General features: G+C 75.3%; 10 protein-coding genes. 9 read left to right on the top strand and 1 reads right to left on the bottom strand.

Features of this window, described 5'->3' with window-relative positions; translation table 11 throughout:
• Positions 1 to 18 precede the first annotated feature (18 nt).
• Both ACIRBX_RS26345 and ACIRBX_RS26340 read left to right on the top strand, forming a co-directional pair.
• Entirely contained in the window at positions 19 to 231 is a 213-nt protein-coding gene (locus ACIRBX_RS26345) for an MbtH family protein (RefSeq protein WP_402300359.1), read from the top strand.
• A gap of 43 nt (positions 232 to 274) precedes the next feature.
• Complete coding sequence (locus ACIRBX_RS26340; protein WP_402300076.1) at positions 275 to 2509, top strand: AAA family ATPase; 2235 nt, start codon at positions 275 to 277, stop codon at positions 2507 to 2509.
• Positions 2510 to 3581: 1072 nt separating this feature from the next.
• Here ACIRBX_RS26340 and ACIRBX_RS26335 read toward each other — a convergent pair.
• Positions 3582 to 4337: a hypothetical protein gene (locus tag ACIRBX_RS26335; RefSeq protein ID WP_402300075.1), complete on the bottom strand. Its 756-nt coding sequence runs from the start codon at positions 4335 to 4337 to the stop codon at positions 3582 to 3584.
• A gap of 264 nt (positions 4338 to 4601) precedes the next feature.
• Here ACIRBX_RS26335 and ACIRBX_RS26330 point away from each other — a divergent pair, with 264 nt between their 5' ends.
• From ACIRBX_RS26330 to ACIRBX_RS26300, 7 genes are all read left to right on the top strand, one after another.
• Positions 4602 to 9974: an amino acid adenylation domain-containing protein gene (locus ACIRBX_RS26330; RefSeq protein WP_402300074.1), complete on the top strand. Its 5373-nt coding sequence runs from the start codon at positions 4602 to 4604 to the stop codon at positions 9972 to 9974.
• A 151-nt stretch (positions 9975 to 10125) separates the two neighbouring features.
• The gene (locus ACIRBX_RS26325; RefSeq protein WP_402300072.1) at positions 10126 to 13413 is read left to right on the top strand and encodes an amino acid adenylation domain-containing protein; all 3288 of its coding nucleotides are present in this window, start codon (positions 10126 to 10128) and stop codon (positions 13411 to 13413) included.
• Positions 13414 to 13452: 39 nt separating this feature from the next.
• On the top strand, positions 13453 to 13956 hold the full coding sequence (locus ACIRBX_RS26320; RefSeq protein WP_402300070.1) for a DinB family protein: 504 nt from the start codon (positions 13453 to 13455) through the stop codon (positions 13954 to 13956).
• A gap of 50 nt (positions 13957 to 14006) precedes the next feature.
• Entirely contained in the window at positions 14007 to 14198 is a 192-nt protein-coding gene (locus ACIRBX_RS26315; RefSeq protein ID WP_402300068.1) for a ferredoxin, read from the top strand.
• Positions 14199 to 14247: 49 nt separating this feature from the next.
• Positions 14248 to 17799, top strand: coding sequence for an amino acid adenylation domain-containing protein (locus tag ACIRBX_RS26310; RefSeq protein WP_402300066.1), 3552 nt, complete (start codon positions 14248 to 14250; stop codon positions 17797 to 17799).
• Positions 17800 to 17845: 46 nt separating this feature from the next.
• Positions 17846 to 20227 carry a M20/M25/M40 family metallo-hydrolase gene (locus ACIRBX_RS26305; protein ID WP_402300064.1) on the top strand — a complete coding sequence of 794 codons (2382 nt, stop codon included), beginning with the start codon at positions 17846 to 17848 and terminating at the stop codon, positions 20225 to 20227.
• 123 nt (positions 20228 to 20350) lie between these two features.
• Complete coding sequence (locus ACIRBX_RS26300) at positions 20351 to 20770, top strand: SsgA family sporulation/cell division regulator (protein WP_402300062.1); 420 nt, start codon at positions 20351 to 20353, stop codon at positions 20768 to 20770.
• Positions 20771 to 20914: the final 144 nt, after the last annotated feature.

Raw genomic sequence — 20914 nt, 5'->3', positions numbered from 1 at the left:
ACTCGTCAGTTCATATACATTTCGCACTGGAGGTTCACTGTGTTCACTGGTGTTTCCGACGAATTCGAGGTCGTCGTGAACGGTGAGGAGCAGTACTCGATCTGGCGGGCCGGACGTGAGGTGCCCGCCGGATGGACGACGGTCGGAAAGCGCGGACCGCGTGAGGAGTGCCTCCGCTACATCGACGATAGCTGGACCGACATGCGCCCGCTCAGCCTGCGGAACGCCTGACCCGGTCGAGCGAAGGTCTACTTCTGCAACGGGGGTTGCCGGCATGGTGGCGGACTTCTACCGGATTCTGGATTCCTCCTCCCGAGGTGAATTCCTCGGGCGGCGGGCCGAACTCACCGCGCTCGACGCGGTGCTGGAGCGGCGGCCGGCGGAGGCGAGGCTGGTGGCCGTCACCGGACCGGCCGGGGCCGGGAAGACCCGGCTGGTGGCCCAGTGGCTGGAGGAGGTCCGCACCCGGGGCTGCACGGTGGCGGCCGGCAGCGCCGAGCACCCCGCCTCGATGACCCCCTCCGAGGTGCTGACCTCCTCGCTCGACCACTGCCTGCGGCACGCCCCGGAGTCGGTCTTCGACGGCCTGGGCGCGGAGGAACTCTCGTGGCTGGCAGGGCTGTTCCCGGTGCTGAGACAGCGCTGGACGGCCCGCTGGCCGAGCGATCCGGCGGAGATCTCGCACGTCTTCGGGCTGGCCCGCGCGCTGCTGGTGCGGCTCGCCCGGGAGCGCAGCCTGGTGCTGTTCTGCGACGACATGCACTGGGCCGATCCGGTCTCGCTGGAGTTCCTCCGCTTCCTCTTCCTTGACCCGCCGAAGGCCGCCATCGTGATCGTGCTGGGCTACCGGCCGGCCCAGGCCGGGCCCGGGCTGACCGAGCTGGTCGAGCGGGTGGTCCGGTACGGGGCGGCGATCCGGATCGAGCTCGGCCCGCTGACGGAGGACCAGACCGCCGGGCTGCTCCCGGCCGGCGCCGACCGGCTCACCCGGCGGCTGCTGCACCACGACAGCGCGGGCAATCCGGGCGTGGCCCAGGAGCTGGCCCGGGCCCACGGCCCCCGGCCGGAGCTCGGCCACCATCCGCACGGGGACGAACTCCGCAGCGGGATACCGCACTTCGTGGTGCCGCCGGTGCCCGAGATGCGGCGCCTGTCGCCCGCGGCCCTGCTCGCGCTCTGTGCGGCGGCGGTCTGCGGCGATCCCTTCGACCTGACCATGGTGGCCTTCGTCGCCCAGGTGACCGGGGCCGAGGCCCAGACCGTGCTGGACGAACTGGCCGCCGAGCACCTGGTGCTGCCCGCCGCCGACGGCGGACTGCGGCTGCGCGACCCCGTGGTCCGGGCCGCCGCCTACCACGCGGCGGCCCCCGGCTGGCGGCAGTCGGCCCACACCAGGGCGGCCCTGCTGCTCCGGCTGGCCGGGGCCGCCCCGGCCAGGCAGGCGTGCCACCTGGAGCACACCGCGATCGCCGGTGACACCGCCGGCGCCCGGGTGCTGACGGCCGCCGCCCGGGACACCGTCTTCACCGCCCCGGCGCGGGCGCTGCGCTGGCTGGAGGTGGCCGCCCGGCTCCGGCAGGCCGAGCCGGACCCGGCCGACGTCCTGACCCGGGCCACGGCACTGGCCCTGGACGGCCGGCCGGCCGAGGCACGGACCCTGCTGGTCGGGCTCCGGCGGCAACGCGCCGCGCTGCCCGAGGAGTTGCGTGCCGCCACCGCCGAGTGGCTGGCGCGCACCGAGCGCTGGCTCGGCCTGACCGCCGAGGCGGACGAGACCGCGCACGGCGAGCCGGCCGCCGGGGCCGAACCCGGCCTGTGGAGCGAGCAGTTGGCGGTCGCCGTGGACTCCGGCACGGCCTGGGCGCGGCGCCCCGGCACCGGGGCGCCGGTGGACGCGCTGCCGGCCGAGCCGGCCCACCGGGCGCGATGTCTCAGCCTGCTCGCGGCCAGCGCCTGGCTGGGCGGCCAGCGGGGCACCGCCGAGGGCCGGGCCCGGCGGGCGGCGGAGCTGGTGGACGGTCTCGACGACGCGGCCCTGACGGGCGGCCTGGAGACGCTGCGCTGGCTCGGCAGCACGGAGGCGGCCCTCGGCCGCCGGGAGGAGGCCGAGCGTCATCTGCTGCGCGGGCACCGGCTGGTGGGCCTGCACGGGCAGCGCGTGCTCCAGCGCGGCTTCGCGGTCGCGCTGGCCGAGCTCTGCCTGTCCCACCACGACCTCGAGGGCGCCGGCCGCTACGCCGAGGAGGCGGAGCAGTGCGCGGCCTACGGACCGGTGGCGGCCACGGCGGCGGGCCGGCCGACCGAGGACCCGCAGAGCCCGCTCAAGCTGCTGAGCCAGCGCGAGGAGCAGATCGCCCAGTTGGTCAGCCAGGGGCGGACCAACCAGCAGATCGCCCGCGAACTCGGCCTCAGCCACAAGACGGTGGAGACCTACCTCGGCCGGACCTTCAAGAAGCTGGGCATCTCGGCCCGCGCCCAGGTCGCGCTGCTGGTGGGCCGGGCGGGCTGACCGGGCTTGGTGGGGTGTGAGGGGGTCGGGTGTCTCGGCCCGTGTCCGGGGCGCGTTGCTGTTGGGTGGGCTGACCGGGCTTGGTGGGTGTGGGTGGGGTGTTCTGGCGGTTGTCCCGGGTGGTGGTCGGCTTGGTGGGGTGTGAGGGGGTCGGGTGTCTCGGCCCGTGTCCGGGTCGCGTTGCTGGTGGGCCGGGCGGGCTGGCCGGGGGATCTGCTGGAGTGCCCGCAGCCTGACGCGCCGTCGACCGGACCGCGCGCGAACCGGGCCGACTGCCACTTGGGGCTGCCGCCGGACTGCCGGAGCGCGACGACCGCCCGCACCAGCTGGGACACCCCGGGCACCCGGGCCGGGCGGAGCCGCTCGACCGGGGTGCCCCGCAGCACCTCGGGGAAGGTCCGCTCAGGACGGAAACTCCCGGGCGTCGGAAGCATGTTGACGAAGTGCCCGAACGTCTCGGCGTCCCGGCTGGCCGACCGTCCGTGGGTCGGCATACCGGCCGCACCTCGGACGAGCCGCGCGGAGCGCTCCTCCTGCGGTGCCCGGCCGAGGGCCCATGGTGCCGCTGCCCGTGCTGCTCGCGCTGCCGGGCGCGGGGTGATGTCCGGTCAGCCGCTGCCCCGGAGGGTGCGCTCCCGCTGCCTGCGTTGCCCGGGCTGCTCCCGTTGCCCGCAGTGCCCGCGCTACCCGTGCTGCCGGGCGCGGGGAGACGTCTGGTTAGCCGCTGCCCCGGAGGGTGCGGGCCCGGGCCAGTGGTGCCGTTGCCTGTGCTGTCGTGCGCGGGGTGATGTCCGGTCAGCCGCCGCCCCGGAGGATGCGTGCGCGTTGCCTGCGCTGCTCCCGTTGCCTGCGTTGCCTGCGCTGCTCCCGTTGCCTGCGTTGCCCGCGCTGCTCCCGTTGCCCGCGCTGCTGGGCGCGGGGAGACGTCTGGTTAGCCGCCGCGCTGGAGGGTGCGGGCCTGGGCCAGTGGTGCCGTTGCCTGTGCTGTCGTGCGCGGGGTGATGTCCGGTCAGCCGCCGCCCCGGAGGATGCGGGCCTGGCGGCCCGGGCCGGCTGGGGCGGCGGAGGGCGGTCAGCCGTTGACGGCGACCCAGATCGCGGAGGCGTCCGCGAAGGGGAGGCCCGCCGCGTCGTAGAGGGTCGAGGTGTTGGTCATGGTGCGGCCGTTGCGGGTGTCCTGACGGGCCACCACCACGCACTCCTCGCCGACCGCCGGGAGGCGGTCGATCCGGGCCCACATCCGGCCCAGCACCATCGGTTCCACGGTCGGGTCGGCGGTCCAGCCGCCGGGGCAGTCGAGCACGCTCCAGACGATCTCCGGCGGTACCGTGCCGTCCGGCCCCGCCACCGCCGCCGTCGGGCGCCAGAGACAGGCCGCGGTGTGCTCCAGACCGGGCACCGGCGCCGGGGTCAGCCGCAGCCCGTCCTCCGCCGCGCGCTCCATGCCGCAGACGAAGCAGGTCGGGAAGGGGTGGCCGGTGTGCCCGCCGAACCGCTCGGAGCTGGTCCGGGCCACCGCCGGGTCCACCGGGTCGACCCGGCCGATCGGGGCGGTGGAGAGGGCGGCCGAGGCGATCAGCTCCTCGCCGTGCCAGACGTGCAGCCGGCTGCCCTTGCGGCGGACGTCCAGCGGGAGGTCCACCGGGACGGGCGCGTGCAGCGTGACGGCGGCCGGCCCGTCGCCCAGCTCCCGGGCCAGCGCGGCCACGCTGCCGCAGACGTAGCCCCCGTTCCCGGCGGTGGCGGGCCCGTTGAAGCGGCTCGGAATCGTCAGGGTGACCGCCTCCGGCGATGTCCCCTGCGAAGTCTCCTGCGGTGCGACGGTCATCAGCGTCCTCTTCCGGGCTGGGCGGTCGGAATTCCCCGTGGAGCCCGTCGGCGCACACGGCACCACGGTATTTCGCGACGGTACGTCAGGGTCCCGCCGAGGGGATGTCAGGGATAGTCCTGACTGCGCCTCAGGAGCCCCGGGCGACAGGATTCCTCACGCTGACGGAATTCGCGGGCGAGCCGTCGCGGATAGCGGTGCCCGCCCCCGACGTCGGGTCGATTCCCCGTCCAGAGAGCCGAACGAAAGCCTGAGGAGGCCGGAATGCCCGATCCTTCGTCCGTGGAGCCCGCACCGTCGACCTGGATCGACGTCCTGCGGCGGGCCGCGCACCGCAGCCCGGACGCCCCCGCGTTCACCCATCTCGCGGACGACGACGAGACCGCCCCCGCCGTGCTCAGCTACGCCGAACTCGACCGGCGGGCCCGGGCGATCGCGGTCCGGCTGCGGGCCGAGGGGCTGTCCGGCGGGCGGGCGCTGCTGCTCTACCCCTCGGGGCCGGAGTACGTGGCGGCCTTCTTCGGGTGCCTGTACGCGGGCGTGGTGGCGGTGCCGGCCTACCCGCCGACCCGGCAGCCGGCCTCGGTGCAGCGGCTGGTGACGATCGTGATGGACTCCGGCTCCTCGGTGGCGCTGACCACCTCCGCGCTGGCGGCCCGGATCGCCGAGCGCACTCCCTCGCTGACCCTGATGCCGCACATCGCCACCGACCTGGTCGAGCCCGACCTGGCCGAGGAGTGGCAGCACCCCGAGGCGGACGCGGAGACGGTGGCCTTCCTCCAGTACACCTCCGGCTCCACCGCCGACCCGCGCGGCGTGGTGCTGACCCACCGCAACCTGATCGCCAACTCCGAGGTGATCAGCGCCCAGTTCGGCACCGACGCCACCACCACGGTGGTCTCCTGGCTGCCGATGTACCACGACATGGGTCTGATCGGCAGCGTGCTCGGCACGGTCTACTGCGGCGGCCACTGCGTGACGATGTCCCCGGTCTCCTTCGTCCGGGACCCGTACCGCTGGCTGGAGGCGATCAGTCGCTACCGGGGGACCGCGAGCGGCAGCCCCAACTTCGGCTACGAGATCTGCGTCGACCGGATCACCCCCGAGCAGCGGGCGCAGCTCGACCTGAGCAGCTGGCGGGTGGCGTTCAACGGGGCCGAGCCGATCCGGGACTCCACGCTGCGCCGGTTCGCCGAGGCCTTCGCCGGCTCCGGCTTCCCGGCCACCGCGCTCTCGCCCTGCTACGGGCTGGCCGAGTCCAGCCTGATGGTGTCCGGCAAGCCGGTCGGCTCGGTCTACCGGGCGGACGAGCGGGCGGCGGTGAGCTCCGGCCCGCCGGCCGCCGGGCAGCGGGTGGAGATCGTCGACCCGGAGACCCGGGAGTTGCGCCCGGCCGGCGAGGTGGGCGAGATCTGGGTGAGCGGACCGAGCGTCAGCTCCGGGTACTGGAACCGGCCCGAGCTGAACGAGACCACCTTCGGCGCCACCCTGGCCGGCACCGAGGGCCCGCGCTTCCTGCGCACCGGCGACCTCGGCCGGCTGACCGACGGCGAGCTGTTCGTGACCGGGCGGCTCAAGGACCTGATCATCATCCGGGGCCGCAACCACTACCCGCAGGACGTCGAGCACACCTCCGAGTGCGCCGATCCGGCCCTGGGCCGGCAGGGTGCCGCCGCCTTCGCGGTGACGGCCGACGGTGCCGAGGAGCTGGTGGTGGTGCAGGAGGTGCACCGCGAGGCACGCGGCGCCGACCTGGCGGCGGCGGCCGACCGGATCCGGGCCGACATCGCCCGGGTGCACGAACTCCGGCCGCTGTCGGTGGTGTTGATCAAGCCGGGCAGTCTCCCGAAGACCTCCAGCGGCAAGGTCCGGCGCAGCGGCACCCGGGACGCGCTCGCGGCCGGCGAGCTGGCCGTGCTGTTCCGCAGTGACCTGCGCGGCTGCCCGGAGACCGACGGGCGGGCGGCGGCTGCGGCCGAGAGCGGGAGCGCGCAGCCGGCCGCCGGTGCGGGGGCCGCCGACCTGGGGTTGGTCGCGGACGGCGCGGTGCTGGAGGAGGTGCTGGCCGAGGTGGCCGAGCTGCTGGAGGTCCCGGTGGCCGAGGTCCTCCCGGACCGGCCGCTGGTGGAGCTCGGGATGGACTCGATCAGCGGGGTGCGGCTGGCGCACCGGCTGCGCGAGCGGCTGCGGGTGGAGCTGGACCCGGAGGACGTGCTCGCGATGAGCGCGGCCGAGCTGGCCGCCGCGCCGGTCGGCGCCGCGCCGGCAGCTCCGGCCGCCCCGGCGACCGGCCCGGGCGGTGAGGTCGGCGACCACATCCTGACGGCCGGTCAGCGCTCGCTCTGGTTCGGCGAGCGCTTCGACCCGGACAGCCCGGCCCAGGTGATCTCGGTGAACGCGGCCGTCTCCGGCGCCCTGGACGTGGCGGCGCTGCGCGCCGCCGCCACCGCGCTGGTGGCCGGCCAGGCCTCGCTGCGGACCAGCTTCCCGGTCGTGGACGGCGAGGCCGTGCAGCGCGTCCACCCGGACGGCGCACCGCAGTTCGAGCACACGGAGGTGGCCGGTCTGGACGACGCGGCCGTCGAGGAGCTGCTGCGCGCGGCTGCCGCCGAGCCGTTCGACATCCTGACCGGGCCGCTGTTCCGGATCAGGGTGCTGACCCGGTCCGCCGAGCAGCACTGGATCCACCTCGCGGTGCACCACCTGGTCGCCGACCTCTGGTCGATGGAGGTGGTGCTGCGCGAGCTGGAGCGGCTCTACCGGGCCGCCGCCGGAGGCCGCGCCCTGCCCGCCCCGGCCGTGGTCCGCAGCGGGCTGGCGCACGCCGCCGCCCAGGAGGAGGCGCTCACCGGCGCCGCCGGGGAGCGGCTCTTCACCTTCTGGCAGCAGCAGGTGGCCGGTGCGCCGACCACCCTGGCGCTGCCCGCCGACCGCCCCCGGCAGGCCCACCGCCGCCCGAGCGGCGCCCGGCACGCCGTCCGGCTGGACGAGACGCTGACGGCCGGGATCAAGGCGCTGGCCCGGGACCACGGGGTGACCCTGCACGACGTGCTGCTGGCCGCCTACCAGCTGGTGCTCAGCCGGGCCAGCGGCTCGTCCGAGGTGCTGGTCGGTACGCCGACCCACGGGCGGTCGGCCGGCCGGGACGCGGAGACGGTCGGATACTTCGTCAACATGCTTCCGGTGCGCGGGAGTTTCCGTCCCGAGCAGACCTTCTCCGAGGTGCTGCGGGTCACCCGGGACACCACGGCGGCGGTGCTGCGGCACGCCGACATGCCGTTCGCCACCCTGGTCGAGCGGCTCCGCCCGGCCCGGGTGCCCGGGGTGCCCCGGCTGGTGCAGGCGGTCTTCGCGCTCCAGCAGTTCGGCGGCGGCCCCAAGCGGCAGCTGGCCCGGTTCGCGCTCGGCCTGGCGGACGGCGCGGTGGACTTCGCCGGGCTGCGGCTGACCACCGTGCAACGCCCGGACTTGGTCCCGCTGTTCGACCTGACGCTGACCATGGGCGAGGTGGCCGACGGCCTGGCGGGCACCTTCGACTACGACGCCGACCTGTTCGACGCCGCGACGGTGGCCCGGCTGGCCGGGCAGCTGACCGACCTGCTCGCGGTGGCGGTCGAGCACCCCGGGCTCAGCCTGGCGGCGCTGCACCGTCCGCACACCGAGTCGGTGCTGACCGGCCCCGAGCTGCCCGGCCCGCTCCGCCCCGCGCACGAGCAGTTCGCCGAGCAGGCCGCGCAGGCCCCCGGGCGGACCGCGCTGTCCTGGGACGGCGGCCGGCTCAGCTACGGCGAACTGGATTCCAGGGCTGAGGAGTTGGCGGCCCGGCTGGTCGAGGCCGGGGTCGTCCCCGAGCAGCTGGTCGGGCTCTGCCTGGACCGCTCGCCGGAGTGGGCGGTGGCGGTGCTGGCGGTCTTCAAGGCCGGTGGCGCCTACGTGCCGCTGGACCCGGGCTACCCGGCCGACCGGCTGGACCACATCCTGCGGGACAGCGGGGTGCGGGTGGTGGTCACCCGCGGCGAGCTGGGCGCGGCGCTGCCGCCGCACACCGCCACCGTGCTCGACCTGGCCGAATCCGCCCCGCCCGCAGGGCCGGTGGAGCTGCCGGAGCCGAGCCTGGACCGGCTGGCCTACGTCATCTACACCTCCGGCTCCACCGGCCGCCCCAAGGGCGTGGAGATGGAGCACCGGGGGCTGGCCAGCGTGCTCGGGGCGGTCTCGCTCTTCGACGTGGACGACCGGGACGCCTGGGTGCTGTTCCACTCGGTCTCCTTCGACTACTCGGTCTGGGAGCTGTGGGCGCCCCTCACCACCGGCGGCACGCTGGTGGTGGTCCCGCCGGAGGCGGTGCACGACCCCAAGAAGCTCTGGGAGCTGGTCCGCGAGCACCGGGTCACCGTGCTCACCCAGACCCCGGCGGTCTTCGCCCACCTGACGGCGGGCGGCCGGGAGTGGCTGGCCGGCAGCCGGCTGCGGCACGTGATGTTCGGCGGCGAGAAGCTGGAGGCCGCCCACCTGGCGGACTGGGTGGCCCACGGCGACCCGCGCACCCGGCTGGCCAACCTCTACGGCATCACCGAGACGGCGGTGCACAGCACCTTCTTCCAGATCACCGACCCGACCGGGCGGATCTCGCTGGGCGGCCCGCTGCCCGGCACCGAGATCCGGCTGCTGGACGAGGACGGCGAGCCCGTCCCGGCGGGCGGCGTCGGCGAGATGCACGTCGGCGGCTCCGGCCTGGCCCGGGGCTACCTGGGCCGTCCGGGCCTGACCTCCGAGCGCTTCGTCCCGCACCCGACCCGGGCCGGCGAGCGGCTCTACCGCTCGGGCGACCTGGCCCGGGCCACCGCCGACGGCCGCCTGGAGTACCTCGGCCGCAGCGACCACCAGGTGAAGATCCGGGGCCACCGGATCGAGACCGGCGAGGTCGAGGCGGCGATCGAGGAGCACCCGCAGGTGCGCCGGGCCGTGGTGCTCGGCCGCCCGGACAGCGCGGGCCAACTCCGGCTGGTGGCCTACCTGGTGGCCGCCGACGGGATCGGCACGGTGGACACCCGCTCGGTGCTGGCGCTGCTGCGGGACCGGCTGCCCGGGTACGCGGTGCCGTCCTTCCTGGTGACCGCAGACGCGCTGCCGCTCACCCCGAACGGCAAGGTCGACCGGGCCGCGCTGCCCGAGCCGAGCGTGGACCAGGCCGTGCGCGGCCTCGGCGGCGAGTACGCCGAACCGGTGGGCGAGGACGAGCAGTGGTTGGCCCGGCTGGTCGGCGAGCTGCTGGAGCTGCCCCGGATCGGCCGCCACGACGACCTGCTGGCGCTCGGCGGGCACTCGCTGATGGTGGCCCGGCTGGCGCTGCGGGTCCGCGACCGGTACGGCGTCGAGCTCCCGCTGCGCGAGCTGTTCGGCGGTGAGATCACCGTCTCCCGGGTCGCCGCGCTGATCGGCGAGCTGGCCGCCGCCGGCACCCCCGCCCAGGCCGCCCCGGCGGCGCCGGTCACCCGGGTCGACCGGAGCGCCTACACCGGCACCCGGACGGCCGACGGCCGACTGCGGCTGCCGGAGGCGATGCGCCGGCCGGCCGGCGGGCCGAAGGCGTCCGGGCCGGATGCCGATGTGCCGAAGTCGGCCGATCCCGCGTAGCCGGTCCGGCCGGACCCACCCCCTCCGCGTACCGGACCCGCAGGACCCACAGCACCACCAGCACCGCCAGCAGTCCGTGCAGTCCCAGCAGTACCGCCCCACCCGTCCCAGCGCCGTGCGCTGGTGCCCCGTGCCGAGAACGGAGAGAGCCATGACTGCGGAACCGTCCGCGATCTTCCCCACCAGCTTCGCCCAGGAGTCCCTGTGGATCCTGGACCAGCTGGTGCCGGACAGCGCGGCCTACAACGTCCCGCTCGGGCTGCGGCTGCGCGGCCGGCTGGACGTCGCGGCGCTGGAGCGCGCGGTCGCCGTGGTGGTCGGCCGCCACGAGGCGCTGCGCACCACCTTCGGCCAGATCGACGGCCGGACGGTGCAGCTGGTCGCGGAGACCGTGCCCACCCCGATCGCCGTCACCGACCTGCGCGAACGGGCGGACGCCGAGGCGGAGTTGACGGCCCTGCTGGCCGCCGACGCGGCCCGGCCGTTCGACCTGGCCACCGGCCCGCTGCTGCGGCTCTCGCTGTACCGGTCGGCCGAGGACGACCAGGTGCTGCTGATCACCGTCAGCCACATCGTCTCGGACATGTGGTCGGTCGGCATCCTGCTCGCCGAGCTGTCCGCCGCCTACGCGGCCGAGCTGGCGGGCCGGGCCGCCGAGCTGCCCGAACTCCCGGTCCAGTACGGCGATCTGGCGGTCTGGGAGCGCGAGCGGCTGACCGGCGCGTTCGCCGAGGAGCAGATCTCCTACTGGCGGGCCCAGCTGGCCGGGGCCCCCGAACTGCTGGAGCTGCCCACCGACCGGCCGCGCCCGGCCTCCCAGGCGTTCCGCGGCGAGCTGGAGAACGTCGCGCTGACCCCCGAGGTCTCCCGGCTGGTCCTGGAGTACGCCCGGCGCAGCGGCGCGACCCCGTTCATGGTGCTGCTCGCCGCCTTCGACGCCGTGCTGCACCGCTACACCGGCAGCGAGGACATCGTGGTCGGCACCCCGGCCTCCACCCGGGAGCCGGAGACCGAGGGGCTGATCGGCTGCTTCGTGAACGCGGTGCCGCTGCGCACCTCGCTGGCCGGCGACCCGAGCTTCGCCGAACTGGTGGACCGGGTGCGGCTGGTGACGGCGGAGGGCATCCAGCACCGGCACCTGCCGTTCGGCCGCCTGGTGGAGGAGCTGCGCGTCCCGCGCGACCTGAGCTACAACCCGGTCGTGCAGACCATGTTCGTGCTGCAGAACGCGCCCGTCCCGGCCCCGGCCTTCGAGGGCCTGGAGGTCTCCCCGCTGCACGTCGGCCGGGGCGCCGCCCAGCTCGACCTGGAGGTCCACCTGTGGACCGGCGAGGACCGGATCGGCGGCTTCCTGGAGTACAACTCCGACCTGTTCGGCCCGGCCACCGTGCGGGCGCTCTGGGGCCACCTGGAGGTGCTGCTCTCGGCCGCCGTCCGGCGTCCGGGGGCCCGGCTCTCCGAGCTGCCGCTGCTCACCGAGGCGGAGGAGCACCGGCTGCTGGTGGAGTGGAACGACACCCGTCGGGAGGTGCCGGACGTCTGCCTTCACGAGCTGTTCGAGCGTCAGGCGGCCGAGCGGCCCGAGGAGATCGCGCTGCGCTGGCCCGGCGGAGCGATCGGCTACCGGGAGCTGGACGAGCGGGCCAACGCCGTCGCGCAGCGGATGCGCGAGCTCGGTGTCGGGGCCGACGTGGTGGTCGGCATCTGCGCCCGCCGCTCGCTGGAGCTGGCGGTCGGCATCCTCGGCGTGCTGAAGGCCGGCGGTGCGTACGTGGCGCTGGACTCGGGCTACCCGGCCGAGCGCCTGGCCCACATGCTGACCGACTCCGCCCCCGTGGTGGTGCTGGCCCAGCGCGAGCTGATCGGCCTGCTGCCGGTCGACCCGGAGACCGGCGAGGTGGCCGGCGGCGAGGGCCGCACCACCCGGGTGCTGGCCCTGGAGGACTTCGGCAGCAGCACCGAGCGGGTGCCCGCCGACAACGACCCGGGCCGGCTGGCGAACGTCATCTACACCTCCGGCTCCACCGGCCGCCCCAAGGGCGTCGCGGTGCCGCACCGGGGCCTGGTCAGCACCGTGGTCTCGGTCAGCACCGGCTACGGCATGAGCCACACCGATCGGCTGATCAGCATGTCCTCGGTGAGCTTCGACGTCTCGGTCTTCGAGCTGTTCTCCGCGCTCTCGCTGGGCGCCACGGTGATCCTGCCCGACGACGACCAACTCCGGGACGCCGCCTACCTGTTGGACCTGATCGACCGGCACGGTGTCACCGTCTGGGTCTCCGTCCCGGCGATGCTGGACGCCCTGGTCACCGAACTGGAGCGGACCGGCGGCACCCGCCCGGCCATCCACCTCGCGCTGAACGTCGGCGACGTCCTCCCGATCGGCCTGCCCGGCCGGGCCCGGGCGGTCTTCCCGAACATCCGCCACTTCAACATGGGCGGCCCGACCGAGACCTCGATCTACGCCACCGAGCACCAGGTCACCGAGGCCGACGCGGGCCTGAGCAGCGTCCCCTACGGCAAGCCGACCGGGAACGCCCAGGCGCTGATCCTGGACGAGCTGATGCGCCTGGTGCCGGTCGGCGTCCCCGGCCAGCTCTACCACGGCGGCACCGGCATCACCCGGGGCTACCTGGGCCGCCCGGGCCTGACCGCCGAGCGCTACGTCCCCAACCCGTACGCCATCCCCGGCGTGCCGCTGGGCGAGCGGCTGTACGCCTCCGGCGACCTGGCGAGGTTCGGCGCCGACGGCACCATCGAGCTGCTCGGCCGGATCGACAACCAGGTGAAGATCCGCGGCTTCCGGATCGAGCTCGGCGAGATCACCGCCTCGCTCAACCGGCACCCGGCGGTGGCCGGATCGGTGGTGGTGGCCGCCGCCGACGGCGCGGGCAAGCGGCTGGTGGCCTACTACGTCGCCCCGGCCGAGGGCGGCCCGAGCGTCACCGGGCTCCGCGACCACCTGCGGCGCACCCTGCCGGACTACATGGTGCCCGCCGTGTTCGTCCGCCTGGACGCGCTGCCGCTCTCGCCCAACGGCAAGGTGAACCGCGCCGCACTGCCCGAGGTCGGCACCGAACGACCGGAGTTGGCGACCGCCTACACCGAGCCCAGCGGCCCGGTCGAGAAGGTCGTCCGGGACGTCTGGCTGGAGGTGCTGCCGGTGGACAGCATCGGCGTGCACGACCACTTCTTCGAGCTCGGCGGGCAGTCGCTGCACGCCACCCAGGTGGTCTCGCTGCTGCGCGAGACCTTCCGGATCGACCTGCCGCTGCGCACCGTCTTCGACGCCCCGACCGTCGCCCAGCAGGCCGCGCTGCTCGCCGAGGCGGGCCGGGAGGCCAGCGTGGACGTGGACGCCGCCGCCGCCACGGTGCTGCTGGTCGGCACGCTGTCCGAGGAGGACGTCGCCCGGATGCTCGGCGAGCGCGACGCGTAGCCGCCCGTCCCGATCCGTCACCGAAGAGAGGAGGGCCGGATGTCCTTCGTGATCCCGACCGAACGCGTCGACCCGCCCGGCGCCGGCAGTGAACGGGCTGCCCTGACCGGCTGGTTGGACTGGCACCGGGCGACCCTGCTGCGCAAGCTGGCCGGGCTCGGCGACGAGCAGCTGCGGAAGGTGGTGCTGCCGTCCGGGCTCTCGCTGCTCGGCATCGTCAAGCACCTCACCGAGGTCGAGCAGGGCTGGTTCGCCATCGAGTACGCGGGCAGCGACGAGCCCTACCTCTACGGCGGGGGCGAGACCTTCGAGCTCACCGAGGCGGACAGCACCGAGTCGGTGGTGACCCACTACCTGGCGGCCTGCGAGCGCAGCCGGCAGATCACCGCCGCCACGCCCGACCTCGGCCGGGCGGTGCCCAACGAGGAGCTGGGCACCGTCGACCTGCGGTGGGTCCTGGTCCACATGGTCGAGGAGACCGCCCGGCACAACGGCCACGCCGACGCGATCCGCGAGCTGCTGGACGGCAGCACCGGCCTCTGAGCCCCCGTCACCCCACCACCCGGCACCACACCTGCGAGGGAGAGCCCAGCATGCGGATCGAGATCCAGCCCGACCTGTGCGTCACGTCCGGGCGCTGTTCGTTCACGGCACCGACGGTCTTCACCCAGGACGACGACGGCATCGTGACCCTGCTCGACGAGAACCCCGGCGAGGACGCGCACGGGGCGGTCCGCGACGCCGCGTACCTCTGCCCCGCCCAGGCGATCGCCATCCGGCAGTAGCAACCCCAGCACCCAGCACTCCTTCCGTAGGACCCCGTGGAGGTTCGGTATGGCCCAGCAGGCGCACGAGTACTGGCGCTCCGTGCTGTCGGACGTCGGTGGCTCACCGCTTCCCCGCTGGCCGGGGAGTGCGGGGGAGCCGGCCCTCGGCGAGCTGACGTCGGAGGTCCCCGGGCCGGTGGCCGCCGCGCTCGGTGAGCTCGCCGGGCAGTGGTCGGCGGGCCTCGCCGACCTGCTGCTGGCGGTGCACGCCAAGGTGCTCGCGGCGGTGACGGGGGAGGGCGACCTGCTCACCGGCCGCGTTCGGTCGGGCTGGGTGCTGCCGGTGCGCGTCGCGGTGCCGGACGGGCCGTGGCGCCGCCTGGTCGGCCAGGCGGCCGGTGCCCCGGCCGTGCGGCCGGGGGAGGAGCGGGCGGCGGCCGAGGCGGTCGCCGAGGTGCTGCGCGAACTCGGCCCGGGGCACCGGCCGTTCGAGGTCGTGCTCGACACCTCGGGCCTGGACAGCACCGGCCCGGACAGCACGGGCCTGGACAGCACCGGCTCGGCCGGCACCGGCCCGGACCGTACGGTCGGGGCACCGGCCGCCGAGGAGGTGCTCCGGGTCTCCTTCGAGCGGTCCGGCGGCGCCCTCCGGCTGCGCCTGACGCACCGGACGAGCGCCGTCGGCGCCGAGTACGCCCAGCGGCTGGCCGGGTACTACGCACGCGCCCTGGCCGCGCTGGCCGACGACCCGTCAGCCGACCACCGCTCGGTGCGGCTGCTCTCCGAGGCCGAGACCGCCCTCCAGCTGGACGGCCTGGCGGGGGAGCGGCGGGAGCTCCCGGACCGGCGCTTCCACCAGCTGTTCGAGGAGCGCGTACGGCTCCACCCCGACCGGGTCGCCGTGGTCCACCTGGACCGGACGCTCACCTACGGCGAGCTCAACGCCCGCGCCAACCGGGTGGCCCGTGCCCTGCTGGCCCGGGGGCTGCGGCCCGAGGAGGTGGTGGCGGTGGTCACCGAGCGCGACCTCGACTGGCTGGTCGCCGTCCTCGCGGTGCTCAAGTCCGGTGGCGCGTACCTGCCGTTGGAGCCGCACTTCCCGGCCGAGCGGATCGGCTCGGTGCTGGCGGGCAGCGGCGCCCGCACCGTCCTCACCGAGCGGGGCAGCACCGCCAACCTGCTCCCGGCCCTGGCCGCGCTCGGCCTGCCGGCCCCGCTCACGGTGGCGGAGCTGTACGCCGAGGAGCACGCGTCGACCGACCCGGAGACCGCCGTCGGGCCGGCCTCGCTCGCCTACGTCTACTTCACCTCCGGCTCCACCGGGGCGCCCAAGGGCGCGATGTGCGAGCAGGAGGGGATGCTGAACCACCTCTACGCCAAGATCGAGGACCTCGGGATCACCGAGGGCCAGGTGGTCGCCCAGACCGCGCCGCAGTGCTTCGACATCTCGCTCTGGCAGCTGCTCGCCGCCCTGCTGGTCGGCGGTCGCACGCTGATCGTCGAGCAGGAGGCGGTGCTGGACGTGCCGCGCTACCTCGACCGGCTGGTCAGCGGCGACGTCGAGGTGCTCCAAGTCGTGCCGTCCTACCTGGAGTTGGTGCTCTCCCAGCTGGAGCTGGCGCCGCGACCGCTGGGCCGGCTGCGGATCGTCTCGGCGACCGGCGAGGCGCTGAAGAAGGAGCTGGTCACCCGCTGGTTCGCCGCCTACCCGCAGATCGCGCTGGCCAACGCCTACGGTCTGACCGAGACCTCGGACGACACCAACCACGAGGTGATGCGGGCCGTCCCGCCGCAGGACGCCGTCCCGCTCGGCCGCCCGGTCCGCAACGTCCGGGTCTACGTGGTGGACGAGCGGCTGGAGTTGGTGCCGCTCGGCTCGCCGGGCGAGATCGTGTTCTCCGGCGTCTGTGTCGGGCGCGGCTACATCAACGACCCGGAGCGCACTCGGCTGGCCTTCCTGCCCGACCCGTACCGGCCGGGTCAACGCCTCTACCGCTCGGGCGACTTCGGCCGCTGGCTGCCCGGCGGCACACTGGGCTTCGCGGGCCGCCGGGACGCCCAGGTGAAGATCCGCGGCTTCCGGATCGAGATCGGCGAGATCGAGAACCGGATGCTCGGGATCGGCGGTGTGGCGGACGCCGCCGTGGTGGTCGTCGACGCCCCGTCCGGGGAGAAGCGCCTGGTCGGCTTCTACGCCGCCCGGCCCGCCACCACCGCCGGGCAGGTCCGGGAGACACTGGCCGGGCAGCTGCCCGAGTACATGGTGCCGGCGCTCTGCCACCGCCTCGACGCACTGCCGCTGACCGACAACGGCAAGACCGACCGCAAGGCCCTGACCCGGCTGGTGGACGAACTCGCCCCGGCGGACGGGGAGTCGACCGAGCCCGCCACGCCGACCGAGCGCCGGCTGGCCGGCGCCTGGGCCGAGGCGCTGAAGATCCCGGTCGGGCAGATCCGCCGCGAGCACGACTTCTACGGCCTGGGCGGCAGCTCGCTCTCGGCCGTCCGGATGGTGATCGCCAACGACCGCTGGTTCTCCCTCCAGGACCTGGTGACCACCCCCGTGCTCGCCGCGCTCGCGGCCCTGCTGGACGGCCGCACCACCGCCCCGGCCGACAGCTCCGCCCCGCTCCCGGCCCCGACCGCCCTCGCGGTGACCCGGGCCGACCGGCGCCCCCCGGTGGTACTGGCCGACGCCGTCGAGCCGGGCGGCGCGGCCCGCTGGGTGGCCGAACACACCGAGGCGCTGCGGGCCGTCATCGCGGCCGACGGGGCGGTGCTGGTCCGGGGGCTGGGCCTGACCGAGGCCGCCCAGGTGACGGCGGTGGCCCGCGCCCTCGGGGCGGCCCCGGTGGTCGAGCGGGAGGGCTTCGCCCCCCGCCAGGTGCTCGCCGAGGGCACCTACGGCTCCTCCGAGTGGCCGCCCGACCAGCCGATGTGCATGCACCACGAGCTCAGCTACGCCGACGAGTTCCCCAGCCTGATGCTGTTCGGCTGCCTGCGGGCCCCCGCCGAGGGAGGCGCCACCGCCGTCGCGGACTCCCGCGAGGTGCTGGCCGCCCTGCCGGCCGAGCTGGTGGCGAAGTTCGAGCGGGAGGGCTGGACGCTGGCCCGCACCTACAACGGCCTGGTCGGGGTCGGCTGGCAGGAGGCCTTCGGCGCGCGGACCCGGGAGGAGGTGGACGCCTACTGCCGGGACCACGGCATCACCGCCCGGTGGGAGGCCGACGGCACGCTGCGCACCAGCCAGCACCGCCCGGCCGTGCTGCACCACCCGATCACCGGCGAGCGCGGCTGGTTCAACCAGATCGCCTTCCTCAACGAGTGGACCCTGGACCCGGCGGTCCGCGAGTTCCTCACCCTGGAGTTCGGCGAGGACGGCCTGCCCTTCAACAGCCTGGACGGCAACGGCGAGCGGATCGACCCCGCCGTCGTGCGGAGCATCAACGCGGTCTACGACTCGCTCACCCAGCGCGAACCCTGGCGCGACGGCGATCTGTTGATCGTGGACAACCTCCGGATGGCGCACAGCCGCGAGCCCTTCGAGGGGCCCCGCCAGGTGGTGGTGGCGATGGCCGGTCCGGTCCGGCTGGCCGACTGCCGGCCCCGCACCGCCTGAGCCACCGTCAGCCCGGCCCCCACCCCTCGCCCCCACGGAGCGCGCCATGACCGCAGCACCGCACGTCGTCCCCGAGGCCGTCACCGGCGCCCCGGACCGGCCGTCGCCACCACCCCCGCCGACCGGTGGGGCCCCGCGCCGGGCCGGGCTGCTCGCCCTGCTGCTGGTCGCCCTGCTGACCGCGCTCACCCTGGTCACCCTGCAACCGCCGGACGCCCGTCCGGCCTCCGCCCCCACCCGGGACTTCTCGGCGGGGCGGGCGCTCACCGACGCCCGGGAGGTCGGCCGGGAGGCGCACCCGATCGGCAGCCCGGCGGCGGCCGCCGCCCGCACCTACCTGACCGGCCGGCTCACCGAACTCGGCGGCACCACCGAGGTGTTGACCAGCACCGTGGCGCGCAACGGCAAGGGCACCGCCGGGGTGGCCGAGGTGGCCAGCCTGCACGCCCGCTTCCCCGGCACCGACCCCACCGGCCACGTGGTGCTGGTGGCGCACTACGACTCCGTCCCGGCCGGCCCCGGCGCCTCCGACGACGGCGTGAACGTCGCCGCGATCCTGGAGGTGGTCCGCGCCCTGCGGGCCGACGGCGCCCCGCGCAACGACATCGACGTGGTGTTCACCGACGGCGAGGAGGCCGGGCTGCTCGGCGCCAGCGCCTTCGTCGACGCGAAGGCGCTGGACCCGGCCCGCAGCGTGGTGCTCAACCTGGAGGCCCGGGGCTCCACCGGACCCTCCATCATGTTCGAATCCGGCGAGCGGAACCGGGGCGTGCTCGGCGCGCTGGGCGCGGCCGATCGCCCGATCGCCACCTCGCTGGCCGACGAGATCTACCGCTTCCTGCCCAACGACACCGACTTCAGCGAGTTCAAGGAAGGCGGCTTCACCGGCCTCAACTTCGCCTTCGTGGACGGCTCCGCGCGCTACCACACCACCGCCGACTCGGTCGCCAACCTCGACGCCGACACCCTCCAGCACCAGGGCGAGGGCGTGCTCGCCGCCGCCCGCGAGCTGGCCGGCCGGGACCTCGGCGCGCTGCCCGACGGCCGGGACACCTACTTCACCGCGCTGGGCTTCCTGGTGCACTACCCGCAGGCCCTGGTGCCGGTGGTCGCGGCCCTGGCCGTGCTGGCCCTCCTGCTCACCCTCGGGTACGCCCGCCGGCACGGCGTCCCGCTGCGCGGCACCCTGGGCGCCGCCGCCGCGTTCCCGCTCACCCTGGCGGCCGCCGTGCTGGTCGGTGCGGGCGGCTGGGCCCTGCTGTGCGCCGTCCGGCCCGAGTACGGCGGCTTCATGACCGGCGACACCTACCGGCCCTCGTGGTTCCGGGCGGCCTTCACGCTGCTGCTCGCGGCGGCGGTGCTCGGCTGGTACCTGCTGCTGCGCCGCCGGGTGAGCACCGCCCAACTCGCCCTCGGGGTCTGGGTCTGGGCCGCGCTGCTCACGGTGGTCACCACCCTGCTGGCACCGGGCGCCTCCTACCTGTTCGCCTGGCCGCTGCTGTTCGGCTGCGCGGGCCTGGCCGCCGCCGTCCGCTGGGGCCGGGCCGAGCCCGGCTGGCTCGCCCTCGGCGCCACGGCTGCCGCGCTGCCGGCCGTCACCCTGCTGATCCCGATCGTGGTGCTGGTGCTGCCCACCCTCGGCCTGGCCCAGGCGGCCGTCCCGCTGATCCTGCTCACCGTGCTGCTGGCCCTCGCCCTGCCGCTGCTCGGCTCGCTCCCGCGCCGCACCGGCGGCTGGACCTCGCTGGTCGCCCTGGCGGCCGGTCTGGCCCTGCTCGGGGTCGGCCTGCGGGTGGACGTGACCGATGCCGAGCACCCGGCCCACACCAGCCTGGCCTACTTCTGGGACGCCGAGCACGGGGCCCGCTGGGTCAGCGCCGACTCCGCCCCGCCCGCCTGGACCAGCGCCGTGGCCGGCACCCGACGGGCCGACCTGCGCGGCGAGTTCCCCACCTCGCCGACCGGCGGCTCCGACACCCTGGTCGCCCCCGCCCCCGACGTGAAGCCCCCCGTCCCGGCCGTCACCGTCACGCCGCTCGGCACCGCCACCTCCGGCGGCGAGCGCACCGTCCGGCTGCACATCGCCCCCGGCGCCGGCACCTCGCACCTCGGCGTCTACGCCGACCTGACCACCCACCAGGTCCTGGGCGCCACCGTGCTCGGCGCCGAGGTCCACGGCGGCACCAACCGCCCCGACGCCGAAGGCCCCTGGAAGTGGGGCTTCGTGGCCTGGACCGTCCCGGCTGACGGCCTGACCGTCGACCTCCGCCTCACCGGCGGCCCCGGCCTCCCGCTCCGGGTCACCGCCTACCACCCGGGCCTCCCGCCGGCCGCCGGTCTGGACACCCTCCCGACCGGTCTCACCTGGAGCACCTGGGGCTCCGTCCCGTCCGACGTCACCGTCGTGGCCGCCACGGTCCGGATCTGACGGTCGCTCACCCGAAGACCCCCACCCGACGGTGTGGCCTGGCCCGGTACGGGGCAGCCGCACAGCGAGACGGCGGCCGGGCCCCGCAGGGTCCGGCCGCCCCGCCCGTCCCGAGGGGGAGCGTTGGACACGTCCAGGACCACCACGCTGAGCCTGACCGTCCGGGTGCTGAGCGGACCGCACACCGTCCCACCCCTGGAGGGCCGCCTCACCTTCGACACCGCCCTCCCCTACGCCGTCTACCTCGGGGTCTCCCCGGGCCGCCCGTTCACCGGCGGCGAGCCACCGGTCTGCTGGACCTTCGCCCGTGACCTGCTGGCCCGGGGCCGCCGCGTCCCCTCCGGCGAGGGCGACATCCTGATCGCCCCAGGGCCGCACGGCCTGGTCCTGGTCGAGCTGCGCGGCGCGGCCGGCCACGCCGTGCTCGGCCTGCCCGCCGCGCGGGTCGAGGCGTTCCTCGAGGACGCCTTCGCGCTGGTCCCGCTCGGCAGCGAGAGCGACCACCTCGACCTGGACGCCTGCCTGGAACGCCTGCGCGGCTGAGCAGGCACCGACCGGCCCGCCACGGCGCGGTGCCCCCACCGGCCGCAGGCTGCGCTGCCCGCGGCTCGGCACGTCGGCCGGTCGGAGCTGACGGGTGCTCAGTGAGCGCTGCCGGAGCCGTTGTTGCCGTCGGCGCGGCCGGAG

Source organism: Kitasatospora sp. NPDC096147, assembly GCF_044763225.1.
Lineage (GTDB): Bacteria > Actinomycetota > Actinomycetes > Streptomycetales > Streptomycetaceae > Kitasatospora.
Note: the sequence above shows the minus strand (reverse complement) of the source record. Positions and strands in the feature narration are given on the sequence as shown.